Consider the following 19956-nt stretch of genomic DNA (forward strand, 5'->3'; position numbering starts at 1 on the left):
TACCTGGCAATCAATTACTACCTGAACTTTAAACATTGCGTATCTTTGCGCTCCCCGAAGGGGTTCTTCGGGCAAAAATCTGTTATTTAAAATGACCATTTCTTATAATTGGCTGAGTGAGTACCTGCCTGCCGGACAAACAGGCCTGTCAGATAAAGTGCAACCCGAAAGACTGAGCCAGATTTTGACGTCAATCGGACTTGAGGTAGAAGCAGTAGAACATTACGAATCGCATAAAGGAGGATTAAAAGGCCTGGTTGTGGGTGAAGTACTTACCTGCGAAAAGCATCCCAATGCTGATAAGCTGAAACTAACCACCGTAAATACCGGAGCCGCCGAACCACTGAAAATAGTTTGCGGTGCGCCGAATGTTGCTGTTGGGCAAAAAGTAATTGTAGCTCCCATCGGCACTACCATCTACCCGCTTAATGCCGAGCCGCTTACAATGAAAGCTGCCAAAATTCGCGGCGAAGAAAGCCAGGGAATGATCTGCGCCGAGGATGAAGTAGGACTGGGTAATGCGCACGATGGAATATTGGTGTTGCCCGAGACTTCCAGGCCCGGAACGCCGGTTGCCGAGTTGTTTAATATATATACAGATACAATATTTGAAATTGGCCTCACGCCCAACCGTATGGATGCCATGAGCCATTGGGGAGTAGCGAGGGACGTTTCTGCTTATTTAGCTCATCATGATAAAAAAAATGGTGGAGCCAGACTGCCGGCTATAAAAGCATTACCCGTGTTTAAGGGCAAAAACCCACTGGAAGTTTCCGTTGAAAATACGGCAGCCTGCCCCCGGTATAGTGGCATCTCTATAAACAATGTAACTATAGCGCCAAGCCCCCAATGGCTTCAGGATAAATTGAAGTCGATCGGAGTAAAGCCTATCAGCAATATAGTTGACATTACCAATTTCATATTGCACGAAACCGGGCAACCCTTGCATGCGTTCGATGCGGACAAGATCTCAGGCCAAAAAATTATCGTAAAAAATCTGCCGCAGGACACGCCTTTTGTTACCCTTGACGGAAAAGAGAGAAAACTGAACAGTTTCGACCTGATGATCTGTGATAATAATGGAGGAATGTGCATTGGTGGCGTTTACGGCGGTTTAAACAGTGGTGTTACAGACGTTACCAAAAACATTTTTTTGGAAAGCGCCTGCTTCGATTCCATCACCATTCGTAAAACGTCCTTCTCGCACGGGTTAAGAACCGATGCGGCTGCCCGCTTCGAAAAAGGAACGGATATTTCGGCGACCGTTAATGTTTTGAAACGTGCCGTGGAGCTTATTTTAGAAATTTGCGGCGGTGAAGTGGCTTCAGGCATTATTGATATTTATCCTGAAGAAAAACCCAAAACATCCGTAACACTTAAGTACCATTATCTTAAGAAATTAAGTGGCAAAAATTATCACCCCGATGCAGTAAAAAAAATACTGACAGCACTGGGTTTTGTTATTGAAAAAGAAGATATCGATTCACTTAAAATAGCGGTGCCCTATCACAAACCTGATATTAGCCTGCCAGCCGATATTGTAGAAGAAATACTGCGAATTGACGGGCTGGATAATGTAACGATCCCCACCTCCATAACCATGACACCGGCTGTTGAAGAAAACAGGGCGGCTGAAGTGCTGAAAGAAAAAGTGGCCAACTACCTCGTGGGACTGGGTTTTAACGAAACATTGACCAATTCCATCACCAACAAAGCCTACTTTAGTGAAGATGAATTGGCCAGTGTGGTGAAAATGAAGAATAGCCTGAGCGCAGAGTTAAATATTATGCGCCCGCAAATGCTGGAGACAGGATTGGAGATTGTGGCACATAACCTCAACCGCAAAAATGAGAACCTCCGTTTGTTTGAGTATGGCAAAACTTACGCTGTCAACGGTAAAGGTGAATTTGAAGAACCGGAGCATATTTGCTTATACCTGACCGGTAAAAAACTGGCCGACGGGTGGAAGGGAAAAGGTTCAGCCAATGATTTCTACACGCTGAAAGGAACGGTTGAAAAAGTATTGGCCCTGGCTGGAATCAGCGGGATCAGTTTTGATGAAGCCGACAGTGCGCAGCTGGAATATGGGTTAACCATTTTAGCAGGTAAAGAAATAATAGGCCAGATAGGACTGGTGAACAAGAAAATGCTGGAAAGATTTGATGTAAAACAACCCGTTTTCTTTGCAGATCTCAGCTGGGACCTGATTCTCAAAAAATCTAAAGCTGATAAAGTTCAGTTTAAGCCACTTTCCAAGTTCCCGGCGGTACAAAGAGATATTGCCGTTATCATTTCGAAAGAACTGAAATATGCGGCGGTTGAAGAGCAGGTAAAAAAATTGAACCTGAAAAAATTACAATCGGTTCAGCTATTTGATGTATTCGAAAGTGAAAAGCTTGGCGCAGGTAAAAAATCCATTGCAGTAAATTTCACATTTCTTGATGAAGAAAAAACATTAACCGATGGTGAAATTGATGGCTGGATGAAAAAGATCATGCAGGTTCTCGAAAGAGAGCTGCAAGCTGAGATCAGAAAGTAGCTGAAGAGGTAGGTAAAATACTATCGCGTGTGCTGGTAAACAGCCACTCATTGAATATTGAACTTTAAATTGCTCTCATGTCGCAAATTCTTGAAGATAAAATAAAGCAGATACAGGAAAAATTGCAATTACTGGCAAAGCAAAACGCGGCTATAAAGAAAGAAAACCAGGCACTGAAAGAAACCCTGGCAGAAACCCGGCTGCAGTTTAATGAAGCAGCCGACGTAGCAGAAGCTTTACAACATCAGCTGGACGCTAAAAAATACAGTCAGGCTATGATGAACCCGGAAGAAAAGAAAGCTTTTGAAAAAAAGATCAACGGGTATATTAAAGAAATTGATAAATGTATTGCGCTATTAAGTGTTTAGCAACCGGTTCATAGCCGATAGATCATAGTTCATAGTCAATTCACTACTCACAATTCACTATTCACTATTCACCATTTATTATCATGCAAGAAAATCTCATTCCCGCCAATATTAATATAGCCGACAGGATCTACCGGGTGCAAATGTCTCCCGAAGATGAGCAGGTTGTTCGTCAGTCGGTGCGCATTATCAATGATAAAATTGTTGAGTTTAAAACCAAAATACCTGGAAAAGATATGCAGGATTATATATCAATGGTGCTGGTTTGGTTTGTAACAGAAAGTAAGAACAAAAATGTTTCAATTGCTGATGAAAACCACCTGCTGGGCAAACTGGAGCAACTAGAATCATTGATCGATAATGAGCTTCAATAGAACGCTCATCTGTAAGTGAGAAGCTGGCGAACCTTCTGATCTGTAAAATCAAACGGCAGTTCCTTTTTAAGATAGGCGGGCCAAATAGCAAATCTCAAACTTAAATACCAAATTTATTTTTATCTTCGCCCACTACCCATCCCGTTGGTTGGGTATTTTTTTGATATTTAGAATTATAGAACCATTTTTCGAAAGAAAAAGCAAATGACTTTTAATGGAACCCACAATAATTATTGTAGCAGCAGTGGCCCTGGTGTTGGGCATCGTGGCGGGTAAATTTATTTTCGCTAAAAACACACAACAAAAAATCGACGAAGCTAGCTTAAGAGCGCAAACCATTGTAAAAGAAGCCGAGCTAAGTGCAGAAAACGTCAGAAAGGAAAAAGAATTGCAGGCCAAAGAAAAATTTGTTTCCTTAAAATCGGCTCATGACAAAGAAGTAAACGAACGTAACCGCAAGCTATCTGAAAGCGAAAACCGTATTAAACAAAAAGAACAGTCTTTAAGCCAGAAAGAAATCAATCTTGAAAAACAGGTAAAAGACAACGATATTATTAAAGACAACCTGAACAAACAGATTGAAGTAGTTAATAAAAAACGCACGGAACTCGAAAAACACCAGGAGGAGCATATACGCCGCCTGGAAAAAATTGCTGGTCTTACTGCCGATGAGGCCAAGATACAGCTGGTAGATAGCCTTAAAAATGAGGCTCATACACAAGCCATTGGCCTTCAGCAGGAAATTATTGACGAGGCTAAACAAAAAGCCAACAAAGAAGCCCGTAAAATCATCATTCAAACCATTCAACGTACTGCTGCTGAGCAGGCCATTGAGAATGCGATCACCGTATTCAACCTGGAAAGCGATGAGGTAAAAGGCCAGATCATCGGTAGAGAAGGCCGTAATATACGCGCCCTGGAAGCCGCAACAGGTGTGGACCTGATTGTTGATGATACCCCGGAAGCTATTTTGTTATCATGCTTTGACCCCTTGCGCAGAGAGATTGCCCGTTTGAGCTTACAGCGTTTGGTAACGGATGGTCGTATTCACCCCGCGCGTATTGAAGAAGTGGTAGAAAAAACCCGCAAGCAGATTGAAGAGCAGGTTATGGAAATTGGTGAACGTACTGTTATTGATTTAGGTATACATGGATTGCATAAAGAACTGGTAAGAATGGTAGGCCGTATGCGTTATCGCTCCTCTTATGGTCAAAACCTGTTGATGCACAGCCGCGAAACGGCTAACCTCTGCGCAACTATGGCTGCTGAATTGGGAATGAACCAAAACATGACCAAACTGGCCAAACGTGCGGGCTTACTACACGATATTGGTAAAGTACCCGATGAAGAAAGCGAATTGAGCCACGCACTGTTGGGTGCTAAACTGGCTGAGAAATATGGCGAAAATCCTGCTGTAGTAAATGCCATCGCCGCCCACCATGATGAAGCGGAAATGCAATATGTAATCTCTCCGATTATACAGGCTTGTGATGCCATCAGCGGTGCTCGTCCCGGTGCCCGTCGCGAGATCATGCAGCAATACCTGCAGCGCATTAAAGACCTGGAAAACCTGGCTACCAGCTACCCTGGTGTTGAAAAAGCATATGCGATACAAGCCGGCCGTGAGTTGCGTGTAATAGTGGAGTCTGATAAAGTAACTGACCAGGATAGTGATAAACTGTCATTCGAAATAGCCCAGAAGATTCAGACGGAAATGACCTTCCCCGGGCAAATTAAAGTAACCGTGATCCGTGAAAAAAGAGCGGTAAACGTGGCAAGATAATTATACAACTAAAGACAGTACAGCCGGTTTCTATTATGAGACCGGCTGTTTTGCTTCTATGATGCTTTGCTTGCGACGCTCCATTCGTTTGCAGTAACACTATTGAACTATCTAATTATTTTAAGAAACTTTCAAACCTCTGGGTTCATTAAAGCTTCTTTATCTTTAATTTTAAAACCATATCATTTTCCCATGCAACCAGATTTCACGCTGCAAATAAAAAAGCAAACTGATCAGGAATTAACTGACATCTACAATAACCCGTGGAATTATAATCCAACATTTGTGAAGCTTGTTGAAGAAGAGCTACGCTTAAGAAACATAAACCTCGGGGCCTATACTGAAGTTCGGGAACAAAATGAAGAGGTAAGAAAGCAACAACTTCAGCAAGGAAAAAAAGGAAGTCCCTTGTATATTTTGCTAAGTTTCGTGCTAGCCTTATTAGGCGGATTGTTAGGAATTTATGCTGGCTACATTTACAGTCAGTCGAAAATAAAAGATAACAACGAAGAACAATATTACGTTTATGATGAGCAAACCAGGCATTGGGGTAAAATTATTATGTGGCTGGGTATTGGGGTATTTTTATTTGCATTATTGGTACGCTCTTCAAACCTGTAGGATAACTTATCCATACCAGACCCGATAATACCCACAAAAAAAGCAGTATCCTGTATATTGGTTTTTAAGTTTAATATTACTTTATCATATCCCCCGCTTTGTCAAACTCAGGCATTAGTACTTTTGATATCCTAAATCCATCTTGCATGAAGCATTTCCTTCCACTAATGATCGGCCTTTTTACACTATCAACTGTACATGCACAATTTGGCGGCAATGGCATGGGCGGTGGCCGTCCTGGCGGCGGCGGTATGCGAGACCATGCAGGCAGGCCCGATGGTTTACCCAACGGGCAGCTCAGAAACGTGCCATCAGCCAATTTCTTTAGTGCCGAATTAAAAGACGGCACTACGATCACAGGTAGTGGCGCCATAAAATTCAAAAACGATCTGTCGATAGTTGAAATAAAAACGCCGGAAGGTAAGGAACACACTTATACACCATCCCAGTTAAAACAACTCAGCCGTAACGGGCGCGCGGGTATGGAAATATTCATCAACTTCAACAATAAATACTGGCTGTCCAAACTCAATAGAAATGTGGAGCAATTTTACCAGACCGAAGGCGATGACGAGCTATTGTTTATTAAAGAAAAAGATAAGTTCAGGATCGCTGCCAAAGAAGACATCATTGACCTGGTAAAAGAAAACAAAGACGCTTACAAGCAGGCCAAAAAAGGACATGTGAAAAAAGCGTTGCTGGCATATATTGGCGAACCCCAGGCGGAGCGCAATGAATTCAGGGAGATGCGGGAAAATATAGACGCTGAAAAGGTAGAGAAAAAACAACAGCTGTTTAACCAGTAGCTATCTTATTCCTTCAGCCTCCAAACTTCATTTTCCAATAACAGCGCTAAATAATATGCCTGCGATCTGTAAAAGAAATTAGTTTTCCGGCTGTTCGCAAAAATACCTTTTACAGGATTAGGGAATACTGAGGTCATATTGGCAACAAAGAAATAAAAACGATCCGAATCCTTTTGAGATACAACGATCTGCTCTCCCCCCGCTTCGCCAAGTTTTATCAGTGAGGTTTGCAGCATAACTTGCTCCATTCCATTTTTTGCCTGCTGCTTTTCTCTTTTCAGATCCTTTATCAACAAAGGCTTAAGATCGGCCAGAAGCGGATGTGCTGAATGAGCAGCCACCAGCCGGGCCATATGATACAAAATAACAGCGGTATTCTGATAATGAGGTGAAGTGTAGTGCGGGCGTTTAATATGTTTCCGCGCGATCAGCATATCTTTCATCAGCCATATAGTAGCGCTGTCGAACTGATTTAACTCCAGCTGGTTGTCTAAAACAAACCGCATGCCGTTAGCCTGCACACAAATATCAAAATCAACCGGCATGTTTTTGCCAAACCAGGTAGAGTAAGCAGGCACCTTTTTATAACGCCTGAAAGTGTTGCGGATCTTAGTCTTTTGCCCATTGGCATTTTCTGCCATGAGGTTTTTTACCACCAGTTTTAAACTATCGCTGAATGCAGCAGACAGGTATAATATCGAGGTATCATCCAGGTCATCAGGTATAATATATTTTTTTCGTTGAGAAAAATAGCGGCTATTAGGGAAATGCCTCGACGGGTTGGTCTGCCAGAAATTATACACGGGTCTGCCATCTTTATTTTGATACCGGTAATAATTGGCAGCAGTCTTTTCCGTCATGGCATCCACTATTGCCTGGTTCCTGGCAGATAGCTCTTCTTTCAGGCTTTTGAGCGTCCAGGTGATCAACCCTGTAAAAAAAATATTATCATCTTCTTTGGGAGCTTTCCTGCCCGGTAAATAAGCCCTTTGGGAAGGAAACAAGCCTGGCGGGTAATTAGCATCTGTTTCTGCTACCTGCAGATCACTAATACGGTTGATCAGGGAATCAATATATTGATTTTGTCCACATACAGGACTTGCAAGGGCATACAAGAGAAAAAACGTTAGCAATAAACGCATCAAAATTTAGTTTAATACCTGCAAAAATAGAGGTGTGCTCGCGAATACATTTACAAAAATGAGCGTAATTACGACAACAGGAAAAGCTGACTGTTACAGCGTCAAGGTTGCCCCACAACGCTGTTCCCGAAAATTGCCTTAGCTTTGCCGCTTATTTTATCCTTACTCTTGCTTGCCCAAACACATATAAATTATTTATGAAGGGCAATAATAAATTTTTAAAAATACTTCTTTTAGGCCTGCTCAGTGCAATAGGACCATTTTCGATCGATATGTACCTGCCTGGCTTCCCCAATATTGCTAAAGAGCTGCAAACAGATGTGAGCAATGTATCGCTAACTCTTTCCAGTTTTTTTATTGGCATTTCGGCAGGACAGCTTTTGTACGGACCCTTATTAGATAAATACGGGCGTAAAAAACCGCTTTATTTTGGTCTTGGTTTATATATCCTGGCCTCCCTGGGCTGTGTTATGTCAACTTCTGTGAATATGCTCATTATTTTCAGGTTTCTCCAGGCGTTGGGAGGTTGTGCCGGTATGGTAGCATCCCGTGCCATGGTGCGCGACCTTTTCGATGTAAAAGAAAGCGCCAAAGTTTTTTCATTGTTAATGTTGGTAATTGGAGTTTCGCCCCTGCTGGCGCCTACTATCGGGGGATATGTTACTGCAGCTATTGGCTGGCGCTATGTTTTTATTATCCTGCTGGCCATTGTGCTTATTATTTTACTGTTGTGTATTTTCCTGTTACCAGAGAGCAAACAACCTTCGCCAAACTATTCGTTGGCGCCGGCAGCCATCCTTAAAAGATTTGCTGATGTTTTTAAACAACCTCAGTTTGTGATCTACACCTTTGCAAGTGCCTTCACGGCAGCAGGTTTATACGCTTATGTAGCCGGCTCCCCTCATGTTTTTATGGAAGTTTTTGGCGCCAGTGAAAAACTATACGGCTGGATATTCGCTATGATTGCAGGCGCCCTTATTGTAGCTACACAAATAAATGCGCAGATCCTCAGGATTACCTCAAGCGAAAAAATCATTCCCCGGGCTATATTTTTCCAAACCTTCGCCGGCATTTTACTGTTTGTTGGCTTCGCCTGTAACTGGTGGGGTATGGCGAGTAGTATTATCCTTTGCAGCATCTTCCTGGCCTGCCAGGGATTTACATTTCCCAATGCATCTGCTCTCGCACTGGCGCCCTTTAATGAAAATGCAGGCAGTGCTTCTGCGCTTTTAGGTTGTATACAGATGGCAACAGGCGCCTTTTCTTCGGCAATGGTTAGCGTTTTTCATGACAAAACTGCTACCCCATTAGGCCTGGTGATGGGCTTTTGTGCATTAACCGCACTGTTTATACTTTTAACAGGAAAAGGCATCGTACGTTACCGGGCACGGAAGGCCGAGGTTGAAAAAAGCTCGGTAGACATGATCTCTGAATTATAATATGCGTTGTTAAAGAAAAACTTTGGGTAACCATATCAAAATTTAAAAATTTCTCCCTACCTTTGCAGTCCTTAAAAAAATAAGTTATGAGCAGCGCGATAGCTTTCGTTCACGAGCAATTGACACAGACAAAAAAATTTCCAGCTTTTAAAGCCGGTGATAATATTACTGTAAACTATAAAATTATAGAAGGAAATAAAGAGCGTATCCAGTCTTTTAAAGGAGACGTTATCAAAAAACAAGGTAGCGGGGCTACTGCAACCTTTACAGTTAGAAAAATTTCTGACGGTATAGGTGTTGAAAGATTATTCCCTTTTACTTCTCCTAATATCGACTCTATCGTATTGCATAAAGTTGGCCAGGTTCGCAGAGCCAAACTGTTTTACCAAAGAGAAAGAAGCGGTAAAAGCGCACGTATCCGTGAAAAACGCATGGCTGTTAGCGCTAAAAAGCCTGCTGCTGCAAAAGCATAATTTAACTACAGATATTGATAAAAATCCTGCCTGCCTGGCGGGATTTTTTGTTGAATCACTTTCCATAAATGAATACGATTGCCGATTTTTTAAACAAGTTCACATCTGTATTTGTATTCTTCTCGTATCTTTGATAACTAATTTTTATTGATCATGACACAAATTCAACTATTGGGCGCATTGGGTACAAATGAAATCATCATTATACTGGTTATTGTGCTGCTGTTATTCGGAGGTCGTAAAATCCCTGAATTGATGAGAGGTTTAGGTAAAGGTATGCGCGAGTTTAACGATGCCAAGGACAATGTTAAAAAAGAAATAGAAGATAGCGCAAACTCTATTACCAGCGAACCCAAGAGGGCCGAATAAACCGCAATCCTATATTTTTTTCTGACTTACAAAAGCCATTCTTTTGCCAGATTTCATTTCTATTGCCCGTTACCATCAGGACTTAAAAGAGGGCAAAACATCTTGCCTAACTACTGTTGAAACTTATCTTCAAAAAATAGAAGCACAAAAGCAGCTAAATGCTTTTGTGGAAGTTTATGCTGAAGAAGCAAGAAACCGGGCGAAAGAACTGGATCAGCTGGAAGCACCCCAGGGCAGGTTGCATGGGGTAGTTATAGGTATTAAAGACGTTATTTGCCACCAGGGGCATGAAGTAACCGCGTCCTCCCATATTCTTAAAGGCTTTACTTCTATTTTCTCGGCTACAGCAGTTGAACGCATGCTGGCGGAAGGTGCTATCATTATAGGGCGTTTGAACTGTGATGAATTTGCAATGGGATCTACCAACGAAAATTCAGTATACGGAAAAGTACTGAATGCGGCAGATGAAACACGCATTTCGGGTGGATCTTCAGGTGGATCGGCAGTTGCCGTTCAGGCAGGACTTTGTATGGTATCCCTGGGAAGTGATACAGGTGGTTCGGTAAGACAGCCTGCAGACTTTTGCGGTATTATTGGCTTAAAACCCACTTACGGACGCATTTCCAGGTATGGCCTGATAGCTTATGCCTCTTCTTTCGACCAGATCGGTATTTTTTCTACTACTGTAACAGATGCGGCCCTTTTGCTTGAAGTAATTGCTGGTGCTGATGATTTTGACAGTACCGTATCCAACGAGCCCGTTCCGGCTTATTCCAAAGAGCTGGAAACCGGCAAAAAATACAAGATAGCCTACTTTCCCGAAGCACTTTCTCATCCAGGGTTGGATCCGGAAATTTCAAATGCGATAAAAAGCAAACTGGAAGACTGGAAGAACCAGGGTCATACGGTTGAAGAAGTGCATTTTGATCTGCTAGACTATATTGTTCCGGCTTACTACATCCTCACAACGGCAGAGGCCACTTCTAACCTTTCCAGGTATGATGGCGTAAAATACGGTTTCAGGGCCAATAAGACGGCAATTACCGACCTGGATACCTTCTATAAGGAAAACCGTTCCCAGGGCTTTGGATGGGAGGTTAAGCGAAGAATTATGTTAGGCAACTTTGTATTAAGTTCGGGATATTATGATGCTTATTTTACCCAGGCCCAAAAAGTAAGGAGAACTTTAACAAATAAACTATCGCTGATTTTCAACGATTTCGACTTCCTGTGTTTACCCACATCTCCATCGGTAGCCTTCAAAATAGGCGAAAAGATGGAAGACCCCATAGCTATGTATATAGCTGATATTTATACCGTTATAGCTAATTTGACCGGTGTTCCCGGCATAGCAGTGCCTTTATTTTCCCACCCCGGCAACCAAATGCCATTTGGCCTGCAATTGATGTCCGCTCATTTTAATGAATTATCTTTGCTTTCTTTTTGCAACAATATTTTAGAGAATTAAACGTTATTAAGAATTCGAATAACTACTACAACCAAACCATATACTTTTAATTGACCTTTTTTAAAAAACATTTTACAAAGAATGATTAATAAAAAACAGGTGGTGAAGCATTGCGGAATGGTAATTCTTTTTTCTTCTCTGTCTTACATTTCCTTCGGGCAAATAAATCCTTTAGTAATAGCTTCCGGCGTCAATAATAATGCCGAGGCTGTTAAAAAAGCAGATCCTAAAGGAGGCTTTAAGAATCTTTTTGAATCTTCGGGTGGCTCATCGGCAAAAGTAGCTTCATTCAAGGGTGTTAGTATGGAACACCTGAATCCGCAGGCGCTAAGCTTTGTTCAGGATTATATGGAGAAATATTCCGAAGATCTAAAGGAGCTTCAAACCTGGGGTAAGCCTTATTTTGACATGATGGATGACATTCTTACTCAGAATAATATTCCAAAGCAACTAAAATACCTTGCGGTAATAGAATCTAATTTAAAGTCGTCAGCGGTATCCTGGGTGGGCGCTGTGGGTCCATGGCAATTTATGCCCGGCACGGCTACTACCATGGGGCTTCGCGTAGGCCGTGGTGTAGATGAAAGAAGAGATTACCTGAAAAGTACCAAGGCGGCCAGCAAATACCTGAACTATCTATATGATATTTACGAAGACTGGTTATTGGTAGTTGCTGCATATAATTGCGGGCCCGGCCGGGTTAACTCTGCTATTGCCAAAGCAGGTAGCAGCGATTTCTGGAAGCTTCAATATCATTTACCCACTGAAAGCCGTAACCACGTTAAAAAGTTTATCGCTACACATTATATAATGGAGGGCGAAGGAGGTATTACCACTGTTTCCAAACAGCAGGCTTTAGCTATGATGACTACTGTAAAAGACGAGGTAACACACAAGGATGTAAAAGTTCAGACTATCAGTGGCAGATACAATTCAAAAGCCATTGTGAAATACCTGGACATGAGTCTTGAAGAATTCAGCCATCTGAACCCGAGCATGGATAAGGTATTAGCTTCTAACGCTACTTACCAGCTTAAGTTGCCTTTGGAGAAGATGGACCTGTTTTTATCCAAGAAAAATGAGATGCTGAACGAATCTATTCAAATGCTGATCAACCCTGAATACAGGAACTAATATATATTCACAACAAACAAGCTTAAACCGCCGTCTATCGGCGGTTTTTTAATGCCCAGCCGGTTTTGGTACTTTCGCTTCTGCCCTTCCAACTATATCGACCCGATATAAATCTCCCTGCTTTCCCTTTTAACAAACATAGGTATATCAAAACACGGCTCAGGATGCTATCGCTCGCTTTAACCTTGTTGAAAGCCTGCTTATCAATTAGCAACTATATTCCGATAGATAAGGGGAATATCACGAAAAGTCAGGCTACTACCCGAAATCTTTACCCCAATGAAACCTACTGAATAGCAGGGGCTCTATACACACAAAAAAACCCGTCATTGCGACGGGTTTTAATATCGGTTGTATAAAATACTGTAAAACTATTGATCTGTAACCTGGAAAGTAATAGGTTGCTTTCTGTAAGCTTTCACCTCTCTACCATTTTGAATGGCGGGGTTCCATTTACCAGACTTTTTGATTACCCTTACAGCTTCCTGCTCCATTCCAAATCCAACGCTTGTTAATGCTTTTACATCACTTACGTTACCTGCAACATCCACAATGAACTGGATAATTACAGTGTAGGTTCCGGGAGAAGCTCCGTTATCAACGGCTACCTGGCCATCAAGGTTTCTTTCAAGGAAAGAACGCCAGTTACCAGGATATTTTGCATCAACCTCCACTTTGGTAAAAACTTCAGGCTCTTTTTCAACCGGTTTTGCCTCAACAAGGCCTTTACCTCCGTCTGCTGCTGCAGGCGGTGTAACGATACCGATATCTTTGATACCTTCCTGGCTGATTGTACCAATTTTGGTTTCTTTCAGCTCTTCAACCGCGGGTGGTGGTTCTTTTACTTCCTCATCTTTTACGATCTTGGGAGGAGTAAACGCCTTCATTTCAATTTTTGGAGGCGGTGCCTGCTTGGGTGGCGGCGGTGGCGGAGGAGGCGGTGGTTCTTCCGGCTTCTCCTGCTCAATTTGTTGTATAGTAACTTCATTGATCTTTACTGCATCCTCGTCTACTGCCGGCGTCATCTGGCTTTTCAGGAAAATACCTCCTGCAATTAAAGCAAAGCCAAGAGCAGTACCACCGATAGCAATCCACAATCTTTTATTATAGCCTCTACGAAGTTCGTAGGCACCATAACTCTTATTGCGGCCTTCAAACAGAAGATCCAAGAAGTCGGTACTTAAAATTTTATTAGCGTCCATTATACTTTAATTTGTTAATTATAAGATGCAATCTGTGCATATTTCCACACAATCAGCACCAATTAATGCTGCTATTTTGCAGCAGGAGCTGTTGGGGCTGCTGCCGGAGCCGCTCCCTGCGAAGCGTTGATCAGATCTTTCTCCGTGTCGAATGGCTCCAATAATGCGTAGCGGGCTACTTTATTAATGGTCATTTCATCCAACAGATCAATTACATCCTTATAGTTTGCTTCTTCGGTTGGCTTGATCAATACAAAGAAATCTTTCTGCCGGCAATCATTAGGGTTTTTACCTTCCTGCTTTGCTTTGGCTTCACAGGCAGCATCGGTAACATACCTCGATTCCACCTCTTTCTTTTTCTTGATAATTACATCTCTTATGTCTTTGATAGTTGACGACTTAAATGCCTGGCTGGCATTTTCATTTGTCAACTCTCCTTCGTAATAGAAAATATTATTATCCCGGCCAACCATAATGGTGAGCGCACCCGACATTTTCACCTTGGTCTCTTCTTCTTTCTTCTCAGTATCCTTCGGCATATTGAGATCCATAGTTGTTGGAGAGCTCATGGTAGAAGTGAATATGAAGAAGGTGATCAACAGGAAACCGAGGTCCACCATCGGCGTCATGTCTACCCTGGTGCTTAGCTTTTTGGCTTTCTTAACGCCGGGGCCTTTTTTGTGACCGCCACCATCGCCGGTATCTAAACTTGCCATAACTAATTCTGTTTAAAAAAATTAATAACTATTATTTACTGTTGCGTTCTACCCACAATTCAGTTCCGCTTGGGGCGCCTTCAGGCATTGTAACCAGGTTATACTTCTGCTCATCATTCTTTTTCAAAGCATCAATGATGGCTTTAAAAGCAGGGTATTTGGATACATTATCACCTTTAATCAAATATTTTAAAGGCTGACCGGCAAAAACACTACGCGAAGCAGCGATCCAGTAATACAATTCATTATTTGCTGAATCTTTAACCGGAATACCTTCCTGTACGTACGTTTTCTTCTGATCTGCCGGCAATGCCAGGAACGCTCCCAATTTGTTAAAAGGAACACCAATCATATCACCGGGAAAATAACCGGCAACCTGTGCATCGGTTACAGGAATATTTCTTGCCTGTGCAGCAGCTTTAATAATATCTCTTGCCTGTTGCGGATCTTTTTGAGCCATGATAGAGAAGTATACTTTATCATCTTTATCAATGCTGATCATCACCGCATCATTCTCTGGCAATTTTTGAGATGAAACCGAATTAGGGGTCTGAATGGGAACTGCCTCAGCCGGTTTGAACTTAGTAGCCATGATAAAGAACGACAGGATAAGGAACGCGATGTCCACGAAGGGCGTCATGTCCGTATCAGTCGACTTTTTGGCTATATTAACTTTAGGCATATTGAATTTATTATTTTGATATGAGACGTATTAATTCGGAATTTCCATAAATCAACTTTCGTCTTTGTTACAAGTTACTATTTGTACAAAGAAGCAAAAGACTGAGTTAAAGTAAATCCAGACTCGTCGATACCATAAGTAATTGCATCAATTCTTGTAGTTAACATGTTGTATAAAATCAACGCCAGTGTAGAAGTACCGATACCAATCGCTGTGTTATACAGGGCCTCAGAGATACCAACCGCAAGAGCAGAAGAATCGCCACCGCCTCCAGAAGAACCTAAGGCTGCGAAAGAACGGATCATACCCATTACCGTACCTAATAATGCCACAAGTGTACCAGCTGATACGATAGTAGACAGGAACACCAGGTTTTTCTGAAGCATAGGCAGCTCCAATGCTGTAGCTTCTTCAACTTCTTTCTGGATAGCTACTACTTTTTGCTCAGTTTCTAAACCAGTTTCGTTGATCATTTCTTTGTAACGACGAAGACCAGCTTTCATCACATTACCAACTGAACCTTTTTGTTTGTCACACTCAGCAATAGCTGCGTCAACATTTTTATTAGCCAGGTGATACTGTACTTTACGGATAAAGTTGCTGATATTTCCTTTACCTAATGCTTTGCTGATTGTCAAGAATCTTTCAATCGCAAATACAATAACTACCAATAACATTCCAATCAGAAGAGGTACGATGATACCACCTTCGTAAATGGCGTTAAATGCTCCTTTAGGACCTTTGTGGTGAGGCCAAAATCCGCCTGCTGCATCAGGTACATCAAAACCCGCTGGATCACCCATAATAAATCTCCAAATAGAATAACCTGCCACTACACACAGGATAGGTGCTATCCACGAAATTGCATTACTGCTTTTTTTAGGTTGCACAGATGTCGTTGCTGCCGCTACCGGCTTAGCTTGATTTTCAGCCATGATCTTAGTTTTTTTAGTTTTTTAAATATTAAAGCTTGTGAAATAGATTACAATTCTAACAAAAAATAATTTATAACAAAATTTTTCTTTGTTATTTTTTTCTGATTAAAGACCTATTGTTTAATGATTATTTAACGCCCCTAAATGGTTATTAAATAACCATTAAATTAATATAAATGCCTTGCAGTCTGTAATATAGCCGTCGTTATTTGGGCATGAATATATGAAATTTATAACCAATACAAATTTGTTTTTTTTCGTTTGTAGTGCAACAGTAATTAACAATACTTTTGTTGGAAGTAATTTCAATACTCAATTAATCAAAAACAATAAACATGTCGACAATTACATTAAAAGGTAATGCTGTGAATACAATAGGCGCTTTGCCTGAAGTGGGTAGCCCGTTGAAAGATTTCACCCTGGTTAAAGATGATCTTAGTGAAAAAAGCCTGTCCGATTACAAGGGCCGGAAAATAGTACTGAATATTTTTCCCAGCATAGATACGGGTATTTGCGCTGCTTCAGCAAGAAAATTCAATGAAGAAGCCAGCACGCTGGAGAATACTGTAGTTATAAATGTCTCCAAAGATCTGCCTTTTGCCTTAAAGCGCTTTTGTGCTGCAGAAGGATTGGATAATATGGAGAACCTGTCCGATTTTCGCGGCAGCTTTGGAACTGATTATGGTGTTACACTGGCAGACTCCGGCATGAAGGGCTTATTAAGCCGCGCAGTAGTAGTTGCCAATGAAGAAGGGCAGATCGTTTACACAGAACAGGTACCTGAAATTGCACAGGAACCCAACTACGAAGCAGCATTGGCTGCTTTAAAATAAATTATTGCAACAGATACTAAAAACTCCCGGCGTCCCGGGAGTTTTCTTTTTTGAATATCTTTGAAATCAGAAATCAGAAAATGAAAGAAGCTATATTGGTGTTTATGGGTGGCGGCGCAGGAAGCCTGCTCCGGTACCTTGCACAAAGCTGGGTAGGAAAATGGTACCAAAGCCAATTTCCCTGGGGCACTTTTCTCATCAACATTTCAGGCTGTTTGCTGATCGGTTTTTTACTGGGAATAATTGACCGGCAAACCACCCCGGCCACCGAATGGAAACTATTATTGGTTACGGGGGTATGCGGGGGCTATACTACATTTTCTACTTTCTCAAATGAGGGATTAACACTTTTCAAACAAGGGTCTTACACTTATTTTTTCACCTACATACTAGGCAGTGTGATATTGGGCCTGCTGGCCACTTTTGCAGGATGGGCGATGACTAAATAATATAAAGCTATCTCGCCGCTCCTTCAAATTGAACCCGGCCATCTGTCATATTAACCAACTCATCCAGCTCATAAATATTTTTATAGCCATAACCGTAGAGATTAATGTAGGTAGGAATATTTAAAGCTAAAGTTACCGGTGTATGATTGTTAGCCGCCGAAGGCGCCGCAGTTTTAGTGGCAAAATTAACCTGATCTCCCATAAAATTGTTGTTACAATAAATCAATACCCGCGTATTTGCGTCCGGGATCAGCCGGGCCAGGTTGGCTTGCGTGAAATCGGTAAAAGGAAGAGAAATCGCTCCTTTCAGGTGCCTGGCGGCATAACGGTTTGCAGAGCGGGTGTCTAAAACAATGGTGTTGGGTTCTTTCTGCATTTTCAAAAAATCATTCAGGTTCACCAGTCTTTGTTGACGGTACTGCTCTACCTGGCCTACTAAGGTTTTAAAATCTCCATAGTCGGCAAGAGCTTTAGGATAGTTCTGTGGTTCAGCGGCTTTGCTCTTGGTGCAGGAATAAATGACAACAATCGCGCACAAGGCTAATAAGCATAGCGTCCAAAAAGATAATTTTTTACTCATAATACATTTATTACGGTTACGATACTCTGGTTTCGCAACGCAGTTTATAAATCAGGTTTACTTAAAATTAAAAACGGGGGAGTATGTATAAACGCAACAGCACAAGAGACGCTCAAAGCAGATAACGTCTCCCGGCACCTGTTTTAAAATACTTTTCCCGCGCTACTGCCTCCGCCCTCGTTTCAAACTCTTCAACATATACCAGTACAAAAGGAATATACTTGCGAATAGATGATGTTTTGCCTGAGTTGTGCTCATTGATACGCTTTTGAAGATCAGCACAGTGGCCCTTGTAATAGTAATGGTGGGCTACACTCTTGATTACATAGGTATAATACAAGCTATTGGTGTTTTTGGTGGCCTCGCCCAGAATCGAACTGGGATCTGGAGCTTCGGAAACTCTTATACTATCCATTGTACTACGAGGCCTGTTGCATTTGGCAGCGCGCAAAATTAAAGGAAAAAGGTTACTCCCGCGCAATTTAATAGAGGCTGTAGATATATTAGTGGTACACTTTTTGGAATTCCTGTTGTTTACGAATACTTCTAATTCATTTTCTAACCTCCACTAAATTCCAACATTATGGCTAAATATTCAAAAGCTGCCGGAAAATCTGTTAAAAGTGCAGTCAAAAGAATGAAAAAAGGCACACTCACATCCGGCAAATCGGACAAAAAAGTAACCAGTAAAAAACAGGCGATAGCTATTGGTCTCTCAGAAGCCCGAGAAAAAGGTGCTAAAGTACCAGCTAAAAAAACCGCAGCAAAGAAGGCTGCGCCTAAAAAGCCTGCCCGTCCGGCAGGCGGAACGGCCGCCAAAAAGAAAGCAGCACCTAAAAAATCTACCCGCCAGACAGGCAGAACGGCGACGAAGAAGGCGGCCACACCTAAAAAGACCGCCGGTAAAAAGAGTGCACCATCGAAATCACCTCCTAAAAAAGCGGCTTCTAAAAAATCTGGTGCAAAATCCGCCGCACCTAAAGCTGTATCAAAAAGCAGGAGTAAGGAGAAGCCTTTGAAGTCGAAGGCTAAAATGCCGGGTGAAACGTCTGATACAGGAGAATTCATCAGTACTCCTACGACCAATGATGCAAACGACCCTGTTACCAATGCTGATGTTAATAATATTGTTACGCCGGAAACAGAAAGTGATCAGGCGGTTTTTGCAGCAACTGTGCCTAACCAGCAATATATACCGGAAGATTTCAAAGCATCGGCACGAGACCCCTATCATGGTAATATCAATCCATCGAAAGCTAAAACAACCCAGAAACCTTCAGGCAAAAAGCCACTTTGGGACAACAGGAAATAATTCAATTTCATATAAACAAAAAGCTACCGGTTTTTCGGTAGCTTTTGCTTTTATCATGACTCATCCGTGATTCAGTAATCCCGCTGCGTTTGCCGCAAAAATTTTGACCGAGATGGCTAAAAGTATCACACCGAAAAACTTCCTGATGGCGATCAATCCACTGGGCCCTAATAGTTTTGATATGCCACTCAAAGATTTTAAAACTCCGTAGATAACAATCAGGTTTAATACAATTGCAATAAGAATGGTATATACCCCATAGTTGGCTTTTAATGACATAATGGTAGTCAATGTTCCCGAGCCGGCAATTAACGGGAATGCCAGGGGCACCACCGTTGAAGCTTTCACATCACCATCTGATTTAAAAAACTCGATACCCAAAACCATCTCCAGTCCCAGTATAAAAATCACGATAGAACCTGCTACCGCGAAGGATTTAACATCAAGTCCCAGTATGTTCAGAATAGGCCCTCCCAAAAATAAAAATAAGAGCATTAGTGCACCTGCAATTAGTGTCACCCTCAATTCCCTGATACCCCCTGCTTTATTTTTTATAGAAATCAATATCGGCACGGATCCTATGATATCAATAATAGCAAAAAGGGTGAATGCAACAGTAAGAATTTCTTTATAGCTAAAATTCATGCGAGCTGGTTTGTTTGGTTACCAATAGCAAATGCTCTACGAATATAGATCATTGTTTTGGGTATCCGACAGTTGCTGGTTCCCGT

At 41.8% G+C, this 19956-nt stretch carries 22 protein-coding genes and 1 tRNA gene; 14 read left to right on the forward strand and 9 right to left on the reverse strand.

What is annotated here, in order from left to right:
- Positions 1-91 precede the first annotated feature (91 nt).
- The 6 genes from pheT (at position 92) to ACLOAU_RS24500 (ending at position 6491) form a co-directional block, all read left to right on the forward strand.
- Entirely contained in the window at positions 92-2539 is a 2448-nt protein-coding gene (gene pheT, locus ACLOAU_RS24475) for a phenylalanine--tRNA ligase subunit beta (protein ID WP_427864559.1), read from the forward strand.
- 77 nt (positions 2540-2616) lie between these two features.
- Entirely contained in the window at positions 2617-2907 is a 291-nt protein-coding gene (locus ACLOAU_RS24480; protein ID WP_427864560.1) for a hypothetical protein, read from the forward strand.
- Positions 2908-2990: 83 nt separating this feature from the next.
- Positions 2991-3281: a cell division protein ZapA gene (locus ACLOAU_RS24485; protein ID WP_427864561.1), complete on the forward strand. Its 291-nt coding sequence runs from the start codon at positions 2991-2993 to the stop codon at positions 3279-3281.
- Positions 3282-3495: 214 nt separating this feature from the next.
- Complete coding sequence (gene rny, locus ACLOAU_RS24490; protein WP_427864562.1) at positions 3496-5064, forward strand: ribonuclease Y; 1569 nt, start codon at positions 3496-3498, stop codon at positions 5062-5064.
- A 192-nt stretch (positions 5065-5256) separates the two neighbouring features.
- Positions 5257-5685 (forward strand): hypothetical protein, encoded by a 429-nt coding sequence (locus ACLOAU_RS24495; RefSeq protein WP_427864563.1) that lies wholly within the window; start codon positions 5257-5259, stop codon positions 5683-5685.
- 146 nt (positions 5686-5831) lie between these two features.
- Positions 5832-6491: a hypothetical protein gene (locus tag ACLOAU_RS24500; RefSeq protein WP_427864564.1), complete on the forward strand. Its 660-nt coding sequence runs from the start codon at positions 5832-5834 to the stop codon at positions 6489-6491.
- Between the two features lie 5 nt (positions 6492-6496).
- Here ACLOAU_RS24500 and ACLOAU_RS24505 read toward each other — a convergent pair whose 3' ends face one another.
- A complete protein-coding gene (locus ACLOAU_RS24505; RefSeq protein WP_427864565.1) occupies positions 6497-7633 on the reverse strand; it encodes a hypothetical protein in 1137 nt (378 codons plus the stop codon).
- A 197-nt stretch (positions 7634-7830) separates the two neighbouring features.
- On the opposite strand from ACLOAU_RS24505, the gene ACLOAU_RS24510 reads away from it, so the two are divergent.
- The 5 genes from ACLOAU_RS24510 (at position 7831) to ACLOAU_RS24530 (ending at position 12516) form a co-directional block, all read left to right on the forward strand.
- Positions 7831-9072 carry a multidrug effflux MFS transporter gene (locus ACLOAU_RS24510; RefSeq protein WP_427864566.1) on the forward strand — a complete coding sequence of 414 codons (1242 nt, stop codon included), beginning with the start codon at positions 7831-7833 and terminating at the stop codon, positions 9070-9072.
- An 86-nt stretch (positions 9073-9158) separates the two neighbouring features.
- Positions 9159-9545 (forward strand): 50S ribosomal protein L19, encoded by a 387-nt coding sequence (gene rplS, locus ACLOAU_RS24515; protein ID WP_427864567.1) that lies wholly within the window; start codon positions 9159-9161, stop codon positions 9543-9545.
- A gap of 153 nt (positions 9546-9698) precedes the next feature.
- Positions 9699-9914: a Sec-independent protein translocase subunit TatA/TatB gene (locus ACLOAU_RS24520; RefSeq protein WP_427864568.1), complete on the forward strand. Its 216-nt coding sequence runs from the start codon at positions 9699-9701 to the stop codon at positions 9912-9914.
- A 43-nt stretch (positions 9915-9957) separates the two neighbouring features.
- Positions 9958-11382 carry an Asp-tRNA(Asn)/Glu-tRNA(Gln) amidotransferase subunit GatA gene (gatA, locus tag ACLOAU_RS24525; protein ID WP_427864569.1) on the forward strand — a complete coding sequence of 475 codons (1425 nt, stop codon included), beginning with the start codon at positions 9958-9960 and terminating at the stop codon, positions 11380-11382.
- An 81-nt stretch (positions 11383-11463) separates the two neighbouring features.
- Positions 11464-12516, forward strand: a complete 1053-nt coding sequence (locus tag ACLOAU_RS24530) for a lytic transglycosylase domain-containing protein (protein ID WP_427864570.1) — start codon at positions 11464-11466, stop codon at positions 12514-12516.
- Positions 12517-12887: 371 nt separating this feature from the next.
- Here the strand turns inward: ACLOAU_RS24530 and ACLOAU_RS24535 are convergent, their stop codons facing one another.
- The 4 genes from ACLOAU_RS24535 to ACLOAU_RS24550 all read right to left on the reverse strand — a co-directional run bounded on the left by ACLOAU_RS24535 (position 12888) and on the right by ACLOAU_RS24550 (position 16051).
- The gene (locus ACLOAU_RS24535; RefSeq protein WP_427864571.1) at positions 12888-13718 is read right to left on the reverse strand and encodes an energy transducer TonB; all 831 of its coding nucleotides are present in this window, start codon (positions 13716-13718) and stop codon (positions 12888-12890) included.
- 71 nt (positions 13719-13789) lie between these two features.
- A complete protein-coding gene (locus ACLOAU_RS24540; protein ID WP_427864572.1) occupies positions 13790-14434 on the reverse strand; it encodes an ExbD/TolR family protein in 645 nt (214 codons plus the stop codon).
- 31 nt (positions 14435-14465) lie between these two features.
- Positions 14466-15116 carry an ExbD/TolR family protein gene (locus ACLOAU_RS24545; protein ID WP_427864573.1) on the reverse strand — a complete coding sequence of 217 codons (651 nt, stop codon included), beginning with the start codon at positions 15114-15116 and terminating at the stop codon, positions 14466-14468.
- A 77-nt stretch (positions 15117-15193) separates the two neighbouring features.
- Positions 15194-16051 carry a MotA/TolQ/ExbB proton channel family protein gene (locus ACLOAU_RS24550; protein WP_427864574.1) on the reverse strand — a complete coding sequence of 286 codons (858 nt, stop codon included), beginning with the start codon at positions 16049-16051 and terminating at the stop codon, positions 15194-15196.
- 335 nt (positions 16052-16386) lie between these two features.
- On the opposite strand from ACLOAU_RS24550, the gene tpx reads away from it, so the two are divergent.
- The gene (gene tpx / locus ACLOAU_RS24555; RefSeq protein ID WP_427864575.1) at positions 16387-16884 is read left to right on the forward strand and encodes a thiol peroxidase; all 498 of its coding nucleotides are present in this window, start codon (positions 16387-16389) and stop codon (positions 16882-16884) included.
- Between the two features lie 80 nt (positions 16885-16964).
- Positions 16965-17333, forward strand: a complete 369-nt coding sequence (gene crcB / locus ACLOAU_RS24560) for a fluoride efflux transporter CrcB (RefSeq protein ID WP_427864576.1) — start codon at positions 16965-16967, stop codon at positions 17331-17333.
- Between the two features lie 7 nt (positions 17334-17340).
- On the opposite strand, the gene ACLOAU_RS24565 is transcribed toward crcB, so the two are convergent.
- The 3 genes from ACLOAU_RS24565 to ACLOAU_RS24575 all read right to left on the reverse strand — a co-directional run bounded on the left by ACLOAU_RS24565 (position 17341) and on the right by ACLOAU_RS24575 (position 18342).
- The gene (locus tag ACLOAU_RS24565) at positions 17341-17913 is read right to left on the reverse strand and encodes a rhodanese-like domain-containing protein (protein WP_427864577.1); all 573 of its coding nucleotides are present in this window, start codon (positions 17911-17913) and stop codon (positions 17341-17343) included.
- A gap of 112 nt (positions 17914-18025) precedes the next feature.
- Positions 18026-18253 carry a GIY-YIG nuclease family protein gene (locus ACLOAU_RS24570; protein ID WP_427864578.1) on the reverse strand — a complete coding sequence of 76 codons (228 nt, stop codon included), beginning with the start codon at positions 18251-18253 and terminating at the stop codon, positions 18026-18028.
- Positions 18254-18267: 14 nt separating this feature from the next.
- A tRNA-Arg gene (locus tag ACLOAU_RS24575) sits at positions 18268-18342 on the reverse strand.
- Between the two features lie 154 nt (positions 18343-18496).
- On the opposite strand from ACLOAU_RS24575, the gene ACLOAU_RS24580 reads away from it, so the two are divergent.
- Entirely contained in the window at positions 18497-19225 is a 729-nt protein-coding gene (locus tag ACLOAU_RS24580) for a DUF6496 domain-containing protein (protein ID WP_427864579.1), read from the forward strand.
- 60 nt (positions 19226-19285) lie between these two features.
- On the opposite strand, the gene ACLOAU_RS24585 is transcribed toward ACLOAU_RS24580, so the two are convergent.
- Positions 19286-19870 (reverse strand): MarC family protein, encoded by a 585-nt coding sequence (locus ACLOAU_RS24585; protein ID WP_427864580.1) that lies wholly within the window; start codon positions 19868-19870, stop codon positions 19286-19288.
- Positions 19871-19956 lie beyond the last annotated feature (86 nt).

This window comes from Paraniabella aurantiaca (assembly GCF_050309965.1).
Lineage (GTDB): Bacteria > Bacteroidota > Bacteroidia > Chitinophagales > Chitinophagaceae > Niabella.